12 protein-coding genes and 1 pseudogene are annotated in these 14596 nt (G+C 64.1%); 2 read left to right on the forward strand and 11 right to left on the reverse strand.

Annotated features, from left to right (window positions below):
• Positions 1-126 precede the first annotated feature (126 nt).
• Positions 127-795, forward strand: a complete 669-nt coding sequence (locus NKK52_RS23700) for a cysteine hydrolase family protein (RefSeq protein ID WP_023686098.1) — start codon at positions 127-129, stop codon at positions 793-795.
• 195 nt (positions 796-990) lie between these two features.
• Here the strand turns inward: NKK52_RS23700 and NKK52_RS23705 are convergent, their stop codons facing one another.
• A complete protein-coding gene (locus tag NKK52_RS23705; RefSeq protein WP_031204589.1) occupies positions 991-1950 on the reverse strand; it encodes an LLM class flavin-dependent oxidoreductase in 960 nt (319 codons plus the stop codon).
• Positions 1951-2120: 170 nt separating this feature from the next.
• Positions 2121-2276 (reverse strand): hypothetical protein, encoded by a 156-nt coding sequence (locus NKK52_RS23710; RefSeq protein ID WP_023670454.1) that lies wholly within the window; start codon positions 2274-2276, stop codon positions 2121-2123.
• A 232-nt stretch (positions 2277-2508) separates the two neighbouring features.
• Here NKK52_RS23710 and NKK52_RS23715 point away from each other — a divergent pair, with 232 nt between their 5' ends.
• The gene (locus tag NKK52_RS23715; RefSeq protein ID WP_023686096.1) at positions 2509-3276 is read left to right on the forward strand and encodes an SDR family NAD(P)-dependent oxidoreductase; all 768 of its coding nucleotides are present in this window, start codon (positions 2509-2511) and stop codon (positions 3274-3276) included.
• A 196-nt stretch (positions 3277-3472) separates the two neighbouring features.
• On the opposite strand, the pseudogene NKK52_RS23720 reads toward NKK52_RS23715, so the two are convergent.
• From NKK52_RS23720 to NKK52_RS23760, 9 genes and pseudogenes are all read right to left on the reverse strand, one after another.
• Positions 3473-4668, reverse strand: a pseudogene (locus tag NKK52_RS23720) (IS256 family transposase).
• Positions 4669-4828: 160 nt separating this feature from the next.
• Positions 4829-5773: an ABC transporter permease gene (locus NKK52_RS23725; RefSeq protein WP_023683938.1), complete on the reverse strand. Its 945-nt coding sequence runs from the start codon at positions 5771-5773 to the stop codon at positions 4829-4831.
• Positions 5770-6825 carry an ABC transporter permease gene (locus NKK52_RS23730; protein ID WP_023683937.1) on the reverse strand — a complete coding sequence of 352 codons (1056 nt, stop codon included), beginning with the start codon at positions 6823-6825 and terminating at the stop codon, positions 5770-5772. Before NKK52_RS23730 ends, NKK52_RS23725 begins: the two co-directional genes overlap by 4 nt.
• A 281-nt stretch (positions 6826-7106) precedes the next feature.
• A complete protein-coding gene (locus NKK52_RS23735) occupies positions 7107-8618 on the reverse strand; it encodes an ABC transporter ATP-binding protein (protein ID WP_023715879.1) in 1512 nt (503 codons plus the stop codon).
• Positions 8619-8792: 174 nt separating this feature from the next.
• Positions 8793-9818, reverse strand: a complete 1026-nt coding sequence (locus NKK52_RS23740) for a BMP family protein (RefSeq protein WP_023683935.1) — start codon at positions 9816-9818, stop codon at positions 8793-8795.
• A gap of 128 nt (positions 9819-9946) precedes the next feature.
• Complete coding sequence (locus tag NKK52_RS23745; RefSeq protein WP_023683934.1) at positions 9947-10894, reverse strand: ABC transporter permease; 948 nt, start codon at positions 10892-10894, stop codon at positions 9947-9949.
• 2 nt (positions 10895-10896) lie between these two features.
• The gene (locus NKK52_RS23750; RefSeq protein WP_023683933.1) at positions 10897-11868 is read right to left on the reverse strand and encodes an ABC transporter permease; all 972 of its coding nucleotides are present in this window, start codon (positions 11866-11868) and stop codon (positions 10897-10899) included.
• Position 11869: 1 nt separating this feature from the next.
• Complete coding sequence (locus NKK52_RS23755; protein WP_352629969.1) at positions 11870-13387, reverse strand: sugar ABC transporter ATP-binding protein; 1518 nt, start codon at positions 13385-13387, stop codon at positions 11870-11872.
• Between the two features lie 48 nt (positions 13388-13435).
• On the reverse strand, positions 13436-14449 hold the full coding sequence (locus NKK52_RS23760) for an ABC transporter substrate-binding protein (RefSeq protein ID WP_023683930.1): 1014 nt from the start codon (positions 14447-14449) through the stop codon (positions 13436-13438).
• Positions 14450-14596: the final 147 nt, after the last annotated feature.

Consider the following 14596-nt stretch of genomic DNA (forward strand, 5'->3'; position numbering starts at 1 on the left):
TTATCGGCGCGATGTCTCAGCGGCACATCGTCCTGGCGTCGGTCTACCTGGTGTCGTCGCACTGAGGGATGGACGGCCGCAGGGTTGCTGGGCCACGATACCGGGCAGCAATTGAGGCAGGCTGCGATGATCAAGGCGATACCGTTCGATTTCCCCTATGACGGCCGGCTGGTGCCGGCAAACACCGCGTTGCTGGTCATCGACCTGCAGGAGGATTTCCTCTCGCCGACCGGCTATTTCGCCAGGAAGGGTTATGACCCCGCGCCGCTGCGCGCCATCCTGCCGACAGTCAACCGACTGATATCAGCGGCACGCGCGGCCGGCCTCACCATCATTCACACCAGGCAGGGATATCGCGGCGACATGGCCGACATGACGCCGTACGAGAGATGGCGCCGCAAGCGGGCGGGTCTCGAAGGCACCGACGTGCTGCTGCGCTCCGGCCCCGGCTTTCAGATCGTCGCCGACATCGACGTCGCGCCGCACGACATCATCGTCGACAAGACCTGCAACAGCGCCTTCACCTACACCGACCTGGAACTTGTGCTGCGCGCACGCGGCATCACCCATCTGATCTTTTCCGGCTGCACGACCGATGTCTGCGTGCACACGACGCTGCGCGAGGCCTGCGACCGCAATTTCCAGTGCCTGACCATCGCCGATGCCTGCGCCAGCGGCGACCAATACGCGCATGACGCGGCGCTGCATATGGTGACGGTGGAGGACGGGGTATTTGGTACGCTGACGGAATCTGACGCGGTGTTGGAGGCGCTGGCCGTGCTGAGTGGTGATTAGACGCTGGCGGGACAGCACCCCTCTGCCCTGCCGGGCATCCCCCGCAAGGAGGGCGATCAGACATCACGTCGGCTTTCGCCAATTACCAACGTTGAGAGCCGGCGCTCAAGCTGCCAATCTTCCCCTTTGAGGGGGAGATGTCCGGCAGGACAGAGGGGGGTGCTGTCCCCGCCGGCGTTCCCGATCGCGATCTCGCTACCCAGCTGCGTGAATATCCGACCCGCCCCGCGAGGCAAACGCGCCGGGCTGCGGCACCTCCGCCTCACGGCGTGCCAGCGAATTACGCAAGAGCGCGATCGTCTCGCGGCCGACGCTGGCGATCTCGCGCGGCCTGTCGACGCCAACGATCATGAACTCGCTGATGCCCAGCGCCGCATAGGACAGCAGCGACAGGGCGATCTGCGCCGGTGGTCCGGAAAGTTCGACCGCCTTGTGTCCGACGGTAGAGGCGCCACCCTCCGAGCGGACCCGGACCGGAAGCGCAAAACGCAGCTTGCCGGCGCGGCCATGCTCGGCGGCGGCGCTGCGCGCCCGTTCCATCAGCTGGCGGATCTCGTCGGGCGAACCAGGCGCCAGCTCGAAGACGTCGGCATGGCGGCCGGCGACCTTCAGCGCCGTGCCGGACTGGCCACCCATGCGGATGGTGATATCGACGCCATGCGGCCCCTTGCGCGGCACATAGCCACCCTTGATGCTGTAGAACGCACCTTCATGGTCGAAGGGCCGGTCGTTCGACCACAGCCGCTTCAGCAGCACCAGATATTCGTCGATGCGCTGCCAGACCACGGTGTGGCCGACCGGACGCGTCTCGGCATCGTCGTCATCCAGCGGCTCGCTCAGCATCCTCAGCGCCAGCCGGCCGCCGCTCCTGGCGTCGAGCGCCGCCAGTTGCCGCGCCGCAACCGCAGGCGCGATCACGCCGGCCCAGTGCGTCAGCACCACTTCCAGCGACGAGGTGCGGTCCAGCGCCTGGGCGGCGATGTCCATATTGGTCAACAGCCCGGCCGGGTCGTCGACGACGATGTTCTGGAAGCCGGAATCCTCGATCAGCGACAGCTTTGTCGCCGTCTCGACGAAATCATAGAAGAACGGAACGGCCGAACCGGCGTCGGCGGCATGCGTTTTACCGGGAACATGCGTGAACTCGATCGGCATTGCCATCTCCTCCATCACGTTGGATGTATGTCGCCCAAAAGTGGCCCCGGTTTTTGAGACGACGACATGCGTAAAAACAAGCGGTCAGCGCCAAAGCGCATCCGCATTCGGTTCATCAACTCCGGTCACTCACTGAAAGCGATAGGTCGCCACCCTTCGGCCTGAACGGGTCAGGGAATCAAGCCGAGCACGACTGCCCCGGTGAACACGAACGCAAGGGCAAAGACGAGATAGGCGAAGGCGCCGGCATAGGCCGGGCGGAAAGCCTGGCTATTGGCCAGCCTCTGGCTGGTGCGGTCCGTCTCGGCGTTCTGGATATAGGACATATCGACCTCCGTCTTGCGGATTAATCTATAAAATCAGTAGACTTTGTCGAGTGCTATTTTTTGGCGATATGTAGAACGATTTTCTCAGTATGCCTTATTATTTGGTTTTGGATTGCTGGGGGACCCCTGCTGGCGACAAGCGAGCGACAAGCTTGGCCGACGTCTGCATAGGCGATAGCATCGCCATTCCGGCATAAATGCGGATCATTTCGATCGGGAACGGGAACAGAACATGGGTACAAGACTAGCCGGCAAGATTGCAATCATCTCGGGCGGCGCGACCGGAATGGGCGGAGCGGCCTCGGAATTGTTCGCCGCCGAAGGCGCCAAGGTGGCGATCATCGACCGCAATGGCGAGGCGGCGGCAGCCACTGCGGCGGCGATACGCGCGCGGGGACATATCGCCGAACACTGGGTGGCCGACGTCTCGGACGAGGCGCAGGTCGAGGCCGCAGTGAAGGCGGCGACTGCCAGGCTCGGCCCGGCCACGGTGTTGTTCAACCATGCCGGCACCATCGTGATAAAGCCGTTCCTGGAGACGACAGTGCAGGAATGGGACTGGCTGCATGCGGTCAATGTCCGCTCGATGTTCCTGATGACGCGCGCCGTGTTGCCGGGCATGATCGCTGCCGGTGGCGGTTCGATCGTCTGCACCTCGTCGATCTCGGCTGTGGCGGCCACACCCATGGAGGTGCTCTACGACACCACCAAGGGCGCCTGCCACATGTTCGCGCGCGCCATCGCAGTCGAATTCCGCGACCGCAACATACGCTGCAACGCCGTCTGTCCCGGCTTCATCCGCACGCCGCACGGCCTGCGCGAGGTCGCCGATCTCGGCAAGCTCGGCGTCGACGTGTCGGACGCCGCATTGGCCGCACAGCAGGGCCGCATCGGTGAGCCGGAGGAAGTGGCCAAGGCAGCGCTGTACCTCGCCAGCGATGAGTCCAGCTTCGTTAACGGGACGCATCTGTTTGTCGATAATGGTTTTACGGCGATGTGAGTATCCCAGGCTTGGCGCCCTTCCTCTCCCCCGTCGATCGGGGGAGAGGTGTCGAGCGCAGCTCGACGGAGTGGGGGTCGACCCTTGGCGCAAGGAAGATCCATGCGCACCCGTTGGCAACAGGGCGAGGTGGTTCCCCACTCCGTCGCTGGGTTGTGTGCGTCAAGTTCTGCAAAATGGGCGATCATGAAACTGGTCATGCGGCTTGGCGTAGAGCGAGCTTCTTGTGCTCGCGCAGATCATCCATGTTGATATAGCGGTTGGCCTCCATCCAGTTTTCGTTGGTTTCGACGGCCAGCGCCCTGACCAGGCGCAGGCAGCTTTCGGCGTTCGGGAAGATGCGCACGACATAGGTGCGCCGGCGGATTTCCTCGTTGAGCCGTTCAAGCATGTTGGTGGACTTGAGGTGCTTGTGATGCTGACGCGGCAGCCGGAAGAAAGTCAGCGTCTGTTCTATGGCTTCTTCCGCCCAGGTGGTCAGCCGCGGGTAGCGGGCGGACCATTTGGACAGCCACGCGGCGAGATCGGCCTTGGCCTCGGCGAGATCGCGCCGGTCGTAGAGCCAGCGCAGTTCCTGCAGACAATCGTCGCCGTGCTTCCTGGGCAGGTGATCGAGCGCGTTCCTGAGGAAGTGGACGTAGCAGCGCTGCCATGCTGCTTCCGGGATCACCTCGCCGATCGCCGCGACCAGGCCGGCATGGTCGTCGGACACGGTCAGTTCCACGCCCTTGAGACCGCGTCGTTTCAAGCCGACGAGGAAGTCCTTCCAGGCCGAGCGGCTCTCGCGATTGGCCATCTCCACGGCCAGGATCTGCCGGCGCCCGTCCCAGTCGATGCCGACCGCGATCAGCACCGCCTGGCTCATCACGATGCCGGCTTCGCGCACTTTCTCGTAGCGGGCATCGAGAATGAGGTAGGGGAATGGCTCCTGAAGCGGTCGTTCGGCAAACGCCTTCAGGCTCTCGTCCAAGCGCTTGTTGATGGCCGAGATCGACGAAGCCGAGAACGCATGACCGCACAGCTCTTCCGTGATCGCCTTGACCTTGCGGGTCGACACGCCCTGCACATACATCTCCGCAAGCGTCGCCACCAAGGCCGCTCCGAACGCTGGTAGCGCTCGAACAGCTCGGTGGAGAAGTGACCCGCCCGGTCCTGTGGAACCCGCAGCTCAAGCTTGCCCACCCGGGTGACCAGGGTGCGGCCGTAGTAACCCGAGCGATACCCAAGGCGCTCAGGCGTGCGTTCGCCCTTCGAAGCACCCAGCGCCTCCTCCATCTCGGCCTCGAGAACCTCCTGCATTACCGCACGGATCACTTCGTGCAGCCCCTCCGGGTTCGAAAGCAGAATGTCTTTGACGGCAGCGCTGGTCGATTTACCTTCTGTCTTGGTCATGGTGGCGTTCCTTCCAGGAATCGGTGACGTTGAACATCACCAGCCTGCCATGACCGCCCTCTCTCAGCGAATTTGCAGAACTCTCAGCACACTACCCGTCGCTGCTTCGCAGCGCCACCTCTCCCCCGGGGGGAGAGGAAGGGCGCCAAGTCCTACTCGCTTACCGCTCTTCTCGTCGAAACGGCTTCAGCAGCGCCGACGGCGCAACCGCGTTGCGTGACATCACGGCCATCGCGACGATGGTGAAAATGAACGGCAGCATCAAGAACGTCTCATAGGGAATATGCCCGAGGCCGCTCGCCTGCATGCGCAATTGTAGCGCATCGACGAAGGCGAACAGCAGCGCCGCGCCCGCAGAGCGCCACGGGTCCCAGCGGCCGAACACGACCAGCGCGATCGCCACCCAGCCACGGCCCGACACGACACCAAAGGTGAAGGCGTTGAACTGTGCCATGGTGAGGAAGGCGCCCGCAAGCCCCATCAGCGCACCGCCGAGGATGACCGCCTGGAAGCGCGTGGCGATGACGCTGACCCCAGCGGAATCAGCGGCGCGCGGGTTCTCGCCGACCATCCGCACCGACAGCCCCCAAGGCGTGCGGTCGAGCACGAAAGCAGCGAGCGGGATGGCAATGATTGCCAAGTAGACCAGCGCAAACTGGTTGAAAACCGCTGACCCCAGAACCGGAATATCCGACAGCAGCGGGATCGGCACCGTCTGAAAACCCTTGATGCTGGGCGGCACCGATTGCTGGCCGAAGGTCAGACGGTAGAGGAAATAGGCAAGGCCGGACGAGAACAAAGTAACGCCGATGCCGCAGACATGCTGGCTGAGGCCGAGCGCCACGGTGAACAGCGCATGCAGCGCGCTCATCGCCATGCCGGTCAACACCGCGGCCAGCACGCCGAGCCACAGGCTGCCGCTGAGGCTGGCGGCGGTGAAGCCGGTCATCGCGCAGAGCAGCATGATGCCTTCGATACCGAGATTGAGCACGCCGGCCCGCTCGGAGAACATCTCGCCCAGCGTGGCAAATGCCAGCGGCGTGGCGATGCGGATAATGGCGGCGAGGAAGCCGACCTGAAAGATCTGTTCGAACACCGCGCTCATAAGGCGGCACCGACGCGGCGGATGCGATAGGCCGTGAACAGCAGCGCCACCAGCATGGCGAGCAGCGCCGTGCCCTGGATGACATCGCTGAGGAACGCCGGCACGCCGGTGGCGCGCGACATCGCTTCGGCGCCGGTCATCACGGCGGCCAGGAAGATCGCCGCCGGTACGACGCCGAGCGGATTGAGCCTGGCCAGCATGGCAACGACGATGCCGGAATAGCCATAGCCCGGCGAAATGTCGCTCATCACCTGGAAATGCACGCCGCCGACCTCGCCTACGCCGGCAAGCCCGGCCAGCGCGCCCGACAGCAGCGCCGTCGAAATCAGCACCCGCTCGACGTGGATGCCGCCATAGCGGGCGGCTTCCGGGCTTTCGCCGGTGACCCTGATCCGGAAGCCGAGCGTGGTGCGCACGATCAGGAACCAGATCAACGGTGCCGCGATCAACGCGGCGATGACACCCAGATGCAGCCTTGTGCCTTCGAGCAGCACCGGGAAATTCGCCGAATCCTCGATCGGCGGCGAGATCGGATAGCCGCTGAACGAGTCCTTCCACGGCCCCTCGATCAGCGCCATTAGCGCATAGTAGATGACCGAATTGAGCAGCAGCGAACTGACGACGTCATCGACTTTGAATTTCACTCGCAGGGTCGCCGGCACAAGCGCGACAGCGGCACCGGCAGCAGCGCCGGCCAGCGCCATCGACAGGATCGCCAGCGCGCCCGGCATTGGGATGGCGCCGACGAAGCAGCTGGCCACGGCGCCGGCCAGCAATTGGCCCTCGGCGCCGATGTTCCAGAATTTGGCCCGGAAGGCGACGGCCACAGCCAGCCCGGTGAAGATCATCGGGGCGGCGCGCACCAGCGTTTCGGTGATGGCATAGCTGTCGCCGAACGAGGCCGACAGCATCACGCCATAGGCCTCAAGCACGCCGGCGCCGGCCAGCGCGATGAGGCCGCTGCACAGGACCAGCGCTGCGCCGATGGCCAGCAGCGGCAAAGCGAGATTGAACCAGGCGGGGGTGGAACTGCGGGCTTCGAGGCGGAACATCAGCTATGCCCCTCCGCCGCCCAGACGGTCGCGCCGCCCTTCATCCGCCTGCCGGCACCTTCTCCCCGTATAGACACGGGGAGAAGGGATCCGGGCCCTATGCAACTCCCCTCTTGCAGCTGTGGTGATTGGCGAAACCATGGGTGAGAGCCCCTCTCCCCGTCTCTATACGGGGAGAGGATGCCGGCAGGCAGGTGAGGGGCAGCGCTGACGCTTAAAGTCAGCCAAAAGCGGGCAGTATTATTTGAGGTTTCTGCGAGGAACCGAGTGAGAAAGTCCATCTAGGCTCTGCCCTCCGCCCCGGTCATCAGCAGCCCAAGCCGCGCGATGGTCGCATCGGCGCTGTCCAGCGTGCCGGCGATGCGGCCCTCATACATCACCGCGATGCGGTCGCAGAGCACCAGCAGCTCTTCGAGATCCTCGCCGATGACGATGATCCCGCAGCCCTTGGCACGCATGTCGAGGAATTTTTCGTGGATGAAGCGGGCGGCACCGATGTCGAGGCCGCGCGTCGGCTGCGAGACGATCAGCACCTTCGGGTCGAAAGCCAGTTCGCGCGCCAGCAGCGCCTTCTGCAGATTGCCGCCCGACAGCGCGCCGGCGCGGGTCATCGGCCCGGGGCACCTGATGTCATAGGCCTTGATCTGTTCTTCGGCGAAGGCGCGGATCGCATCTGGCTTGAGCAGGCCCCGGCTGCTGAAAGCCGCAGTACCAATGCGCGGCAACACCATGGAATCGGCGAGCGGCAGATTGGTGACCAGCCCGGTCGTCATACGGTCTTCCGGGATGCGGCCAAGGCCGAGCGCCTGCACCTCGCGCGGCGAGAACCGCGTAACAGGTTTGCCGGCTATCGTCATCGCGCCGGCGTCGGGCGCGCGCGTGCCGGAAATCACCTCGGCCAGCGCCCGCTGGCCATTGCCGGAGACCCCGGCAATGCCGAGGATTTCGCCCGCGCGAACGGCAAGCGATACATCGCGCAGCGGCGTCCCCGAATGCCGTGAGGTGGAAATACCGTCGAGCGTCAGCACCGCCGCGCCTGGGGTCGAAGGTCCTCTTGCCGGCGGCACGATCTCATGGCCGCACATCAGCTGCGCCATTTCTGCCGATGTCGTGTTCGCCGGATCGTCGACACGGCCGGCGACGCGGCCGTGCCGCAATACGGTGCAGCGATGGGTGAGCGCCCGCACCTCGTTCAATTTATGCGAGATGAAGATGATTCCGAGCCCCTGCGCCGCCATCGAGCGCAGCGCCGAAAACAGCCCGTCGACCTCGCCCGGCGCCAACACCGCCGTCGGCTCGTCGAGGATCAACAGGCTGGCGCCGCGAAACAGCGCCTTGACGATTTCGAGCCGCTGCTGCTCGCCGACCGACAGCGCGGAGACAGGCAGGTTGGGGTCCAGCGTCAGCCCATGCCGACGGCTGATGTCGGACAACCGGGCAAGTCCGCCGGCGCGGTCGATGCGGCCGGATTTGCCGGGAATGCCAATCAGAAGGTTTTCCAGGACCGTCAGCCTTGGCGCCAAATGAAAATGCTGGTGCACCATGCCGATGCCGGCGGCCAGCGCATCGGCCGAACTGGTGATCCGCACGGTCTTGCCCTGGATAAGAATTTCGCCGGCATCCGGCGCATAGGCGCCGAACAGCACATTCATCAGCGTCGTCTTGCCGGCGCCGTTTTCGCCCAGCAGGCCGAGGATCTCACCTGGGGCGACGCTTAGATCGACAGCCTCATTCGCCTTGACGGCGCCGAAGCTCTTGGTGATGCCGCGCATTTCGATGAGAGGGGCGGACAAGGATGCTCCTGCGGAGATACCCCTCCCCCTCGAGGGGAGGGTGCCGAGCGAAGCGAGGCGGGTGGGGTCACCTCAACTGCCTCAACCCATGACTTAGCAGGATGGAGCACTTCGCGGAGGACCCCACCCGGCCCTGCGGGCCACCCTCCCCTCAAGGGGAGGGGGTGCGCCGAGCTAATCCGAAACCGGCGTGTTCTCATCCACATCCACCCGGAAATTGCCTTCCAGGATCTCGACCTTCTTCTTCTCGACCAGATCCTTCACATCCGCCGGCAGCGTCTTGTCGAATTTATGGTAGGGCGCCAGGAACGACCCGCCCTTGGCCATGCGCGAGAAATCGCCATAATCCTGCGCGGTGAAGACACTGGCCTTGACCAGCTTGATCGCCTGCTCGACCGTCGGATACATGTCCCAGACCGGCCCGGTTATGACCGTGTCGGGGCCGAGGCTCGACTGGTCGGACATGTTGGAGATGGCGAGGATCTTCTTGTCCACCGCCGCCTCGATGACGCCGAAGCGCTCGGCATAGATGACATCGACGCCGGCATCGATCTGGGCGACCGCCGCTTCCTTGGCCTTGGGCGGATCGAAGAACGAGCCAATGAAGGCGACCTTCTTCTTGATGTTGGGATTGACCTCCTTGGCGCCGGCAAAGAAGGCGTTGACCAGCCGGTTCACTTCCGGAATGCCCATGGCCGCCACCGCGCCGATCGTGCCCGACTTCGACATCTTGCCGGCGATCATGCCGGACAGATAGGCCGGCTCGTGGATCCAGTTGTCGAAGACGCCGAAATTGGGCTCGGCCGGGCCGGCGCCCGAGCCGAACAGCCATGCCGTCTTCGGGAACTGCTTTGCCGTGCGGCGCGATTCACGCTCGGCGGCGAAGGCGTCGCCCAGCACCAGCTGGTACCCGCCTTGCGCATATTCGCGCATGACGCGGCTGAAATCGGCGGTCTGCACCTTTTCCGACCATTTGTATTCGATGCCGAGTTCCTTCTCGGCCTTCTGCAGGGCGACGTGGATCTGGTTGTCCCACGGCTCCTCGATCGGCGTGGCGAAGATCGCCGCCACCTTCAGCTTCTTGTCCTTGGCGAGGGCTGCACCCGGCAGCATGGCTGCGGCCAGGCCAAGTGCGCCGAGTTCCAGCACGTCGCGCCGCGACAGGCCGGTCGATTGCGATTTGTTTTTCCGGTTTTCCATCTAGTGCCCCTCTGTTTGACAGCCGTGTCGAGCCGACTGTTCCGAAATCAGACGCGGAACTATGGAACGGGTGCGGACTTTTGTCCACATGGTCAAATTTGGCGGGACTGCTGCCGGGCTCACGCCTTTTAGCGCAGCGCTTTCTCGCCGCCGGCTACGGTGATGACGCCGACGATGATCAGCCCGGTCAGCAACAGCCGAACGCCGGCGCTGACGCCGAACGTGTTGAGCATGGTCAGAAGCAGTACCAGGAACAGCGCCGCGCCCCAGACACCGGGAACATTGGCCTTGCCACCGGCGACCGAGGTGCCGCCGATGACGACGACGGCGATCGAGGCCAGCAGGTACTCGTTGCCGATATCGACATTGGCGCCGCGGAAATAGCCGGCGAGCAGCGCCCCGTCCATGCCGCCGAGCGCGCCCGACAGCGTGTAAGTCAGGAAGCGGGTGCGGCCGACATTGACGCCGGCAAGCCACGCGGCGCGGATGTTCTGGCCGATCGCCAGCACCGAGCGGCCATAGATCATGCGCTGCAAGGCGATGGCCGCACCGATGGTGAACAATACGGTAAGGATCGCCAGCACTGGAATGCCCAGGATTTGCCAGTTGGCAAAATCGGCAAAGCCGGGCGGCGGCTTGATCTGCAGGCCACGCCCATAGCTGATGTCGATCGACTGGATGATGAAGCTGGCCGACAGAGTGGCGATGATCGGCGGGATCCTCAGCGCCCAGATCAGGAGATAGTTGACGGCACCGATGGCGGCGCCGCAGGCGAGCGCGGCGAGCAGCCCGACCACGATCATGGAATCGCTGCCGCCCATGACCTTCATGGCGACGGCACTGGCGAGCCCGATATTGGCCGGCAGCGACAGGTCGACATTGCCTGGCCCGAGCGTGATGACGAACATTTGGCCGACTCCGACGATGACGGTGAACACCGCCAGCGACAGTGCCGCCGTGACCATGCCACCGCCGCCATAGCCGCCGGTGAAAGCGATGGTCGCCAGCCAGACGAACATCGCGCCGATGAACGACCATATCCAGGGTTTGGCGGCCAGCGATTTCACAAATGTCATCGCTATCTATCCCTGCGACTGATCAGGACGCGGGCTGCCAGCACGATGATCAGGATGGCGCCGTTGGCGGCGACCTGCCAATCCGGCGGAATGTGCATGAAGGTGAGCAGAGGCGATGCCGCCAGCGCCAGTGTCAGCGCGCCGAGCACGGCGCCAATCGGCGATACCCGGCCGCCGACGAACTCGCCACCGCCGAGGATGACGCCGGCGATCGCCAGCAGCGTGTAGCCATTGCCGATATTAGCGTCGGCCGAGGTGGTGATGCCGATCAGCGCCATGCCGGACAGAACGCCGAATAGGCCGGTCAGCGCAAACAGCACGATCTTGGTTCGAAGCAGCGACCAGCCAGCGCGCCTGAGCGCCGCCGGATTGCCGCCGGATCCCCGCAGGATAACGCCATAGGAGGTGCGCATCAGCCCAAAATGCACCACCGCTGCGATCGCCAGCGCGGCGATGATAGGGAACGGAATGAAGGGCGGCTTGAAGGCCATCAGCGACAAGAGCCAGTCCGGCGCCTTGCCACCGGGCTTGGGCAGCACCAGAATGGCAAGCCCCTGCCAGACAAAGCTCATGCCCAGCGTCACCACGATCGACGGCAGATTGCGCAGATGGATCAATGCGCCGAGCAGTGCATAGACCCCGATGGCGCCGAGCAGGATGATCACGCCGAGCAGCGGCGCGTCCTTCAGCCAGGTCGCGGTGACGCAGCCGACAAAGCCGACAAAGGTGCCGATCGACAGATCGAGCTCATTGCCGGCGATGACGAACATCTGGGCGATCGTCGCCAGCGCGATCGGAATAGCGAGGTTCAACATCAGGCTGAAGCCGAAATAGCTGATGGCGCGTGGGTTGAGCCAGGCGATGGCGATAACCACCAGCGCCAGCGACAGCGCCGGCAACAGGCTGCGCAGCAGGCGCGCGCGGGCCGCGCTGCTGCGCGGCGAGGACGTAGGGCCGGGAGCGACTGCCGTCATCTCAGGCCGCGTCGCCGAATGAGGACTGGATGATCTTTTCCTCGGTCAGCTCGTCGCGCGTGAGATTGGCGACGATGCGGCCGTTCTTGAAGACATGGATGTGGTCGCAATTGTCGAGCTCTTCGGTCTCGGTGGTGTACCAGAGGAAGGTCCGGCCCTTGGCCGCCTCCTCGCGCACGAGATCGTAGACCTCAAGCTTGGTGCCGATGTCCACGCCGCGCATCGGATCGTCCATCAGCACGATCTGCGCATCGGAACCCAGTGCGCGGGCAAACAGCGCCTTCTGCTGGTTGCCGCCGGACAGCGAGAAGATGTTGTTGGTCATGTCAGGCGTGCGGATGCCGATCTTCTGCTTCCAAAACTCAGCAAGCTCGGCCTCGCGCTGCGGCGAGATCAGCAACCCTTTGCGCAGCCGCGCCAGCGAGCGGATGCCGATGTTTTCGGCAATAGACCATTGCGGGAAAATGCCGTCCGATTGGCGGTCTCCGGCCACCAGCGCCACCGGGGCGGTCACCTCGATATCAAGCCTTCTACGCGTCGCGGCGGCAAAGATCGCCAGCAACAGGTCGGTCTGGCCATGGCCGGCAAGCCCGGCAAGCCCGATGATCTCGCCGGCGCGAGCGACAAGCTCCTTGCCGTCCTGCTGCCGCTCGGGCCGCGCCCGCACCCTGAGCGGGCCCGCCGCCGGCCTGGCGGCGATCTCCGCCGCGATCTTCTCGCGCGCTTCCGCGCCGCCCATGGTGGCCACCAGCCGGTCGCGGTCGAACGCTTTTGCAACGTCCGTGGCGACCACCTTGCCGTCGCGCATGACCACGATGCGGTCGGCATTCTGCAGCACCTCGCCCAGCACATGCGAGATCAGGATGCAGCTGCCCCCGGTGGCTACGAAACGGCGCACGAAGGCAAGCAGTTGGCCCGCAGTATGCGCGTCCAGCGAAGAGGTCGGCTCGTCGAGAATGACCAAGTCGAGCGGATCGCGCGTCACCGTGAAGGCGCGCGCCACCTCGACCATCTGCCGCCGGCCGATGGAGAGATCGCCGGCAATGTCGTCTGCCGAGATGCCGTGATCGGGAAAGATTTCGTCCAGCTTGGCGGCAATGAGAGCAGCCGCCTTGCGTCGCCAGCCGAAGCCGGTGAGCGCCGGATGGTTGATGCGCGTATTCTCCGCGATACTGAGGTTAGGGCAGAGCGACAGTTCCTGGAACACGCAGCGTATGCCGAGTTTCAGCGCGCGCGCCACCGAGTAGTCGGTTTCGGCATTGCCACGCACCGCGATCTCACCGCCATCGGGCTGCAGCGTACCGGCCACCATATGCATCAGCGTCGATTTGCCGGCTCCGTTGTGGCCGACCAGCCCGACGCATTCGCCTGATACAACATGGAAGTCGACGCCGTTAAGCGCCCGAACGGCGCCGAAATGTTTTTCGGCGCCGTTCAGCCTGATGATGTCCAAACGGGCGGCGCCGAAATGTTTTTCGGCGCCGCCCAGTCTGATGATGTCCGTATTGGCCTCAGGCATGCTCAACGATATCCGGTCGGTCATGCCGCTGGCAATGAATGCAATGCATCACTTGATATTGGCTTTGATCGCCGCGATTGCGTCTTCCTGGCTGTATTCGTGGGTGGCGACGCCGCCCTCCTTGATTTTCGGCAGCTCGGTCTCGAAATTGTCCTGGGTAAAGGCGAGATACGGCACCAAAAGGTCATGCGGAATGTCGGTGCGGCCGTCGAGCACCTGCTGCGCCACCCAGAAGGCCAGCGACGACACGCCGGGCGCGATCGAGGCCGACCAGGTCTGGTAGCCATCCTTGTCCTTCTGCTCCTTCCACCATTTCAGCTCGTCCTGGCGGTTGCCCATGATGATGGTCGGACGCGGCTTGCCTGCGGCGGCAAAGGCTTGTGCCGCGCCATAACCGTCACCGCCCTGGTCGACGATGCCGACGATGTCGGGCAACGAAGGCAGGATCGTCGCGACCGCCTTCTGCGCCGTCGTCTGGTCCCAGTCGCCGGTCACCGAACCGACGATCTTGAACTCGGGATGGGCGGCGACGCCTTCGAGGATGCCGGCATGGATGGCATCGTCGATCGAGGTGCCGGCAAGGCCGCGGATTTCCAGCAAATTGCCGCCCTTGGGCTGGAACTTGGCCATCTGCTCGACTTCCTGCTTGCCCATGTCCTTGAAGTCGACGACGACGCGGTAGGCGCAAGGTTCGGTGACGGTCCCGTCGAAGGAGACGACGACGATGCCGGCATCGCAGGCCTGCTTGATGGCGCCGTTCAGCGCATCCGGCGATGCGGCATTGATGACGATGGCGTCATAACCCTGCAGGATCAGGTTCTGCACCTGGGCAGCCTGGGTCGGCACTTCCTTGTCGGCGGTGGTGAAGATGTCGGCGGCGCCGACGATCTTATCCTCCACCGCCTTCTTGGTGACGATGCCGTAGCTGTCGAGCATCGCCTGGCGCCACGAATTGCCGGCGTAATTGTTGGAGAAGGCGATCTTCTTGCCGCTGGTGTCGGCAAGCGCCGTGCCCGAGGCGAGCATCGCCGCCAGAGCGCTCAGGACGAGCAGTTTCTTCATGTCATAATCCTCCCATGGATTGTCGGCCCCGCCGACTGTTGCTGATGGTTTTGGCGTTGGCTGCCTGTTTTTTATCTATTGTCAGACAAATGCAGATGAGCTCGCTTGTCAACTGCGATCGGTTACGCTTTGGCGATCAACTTCAGG

The organism is Mesorhizobium sp. C277A (assembly GCF_040324395.1).
GTDB lineage: Bacteria > Pseudomonadota > Alphaproteobacteria > Rhizobiales > Rhizobiaceae > Mesorhizobium.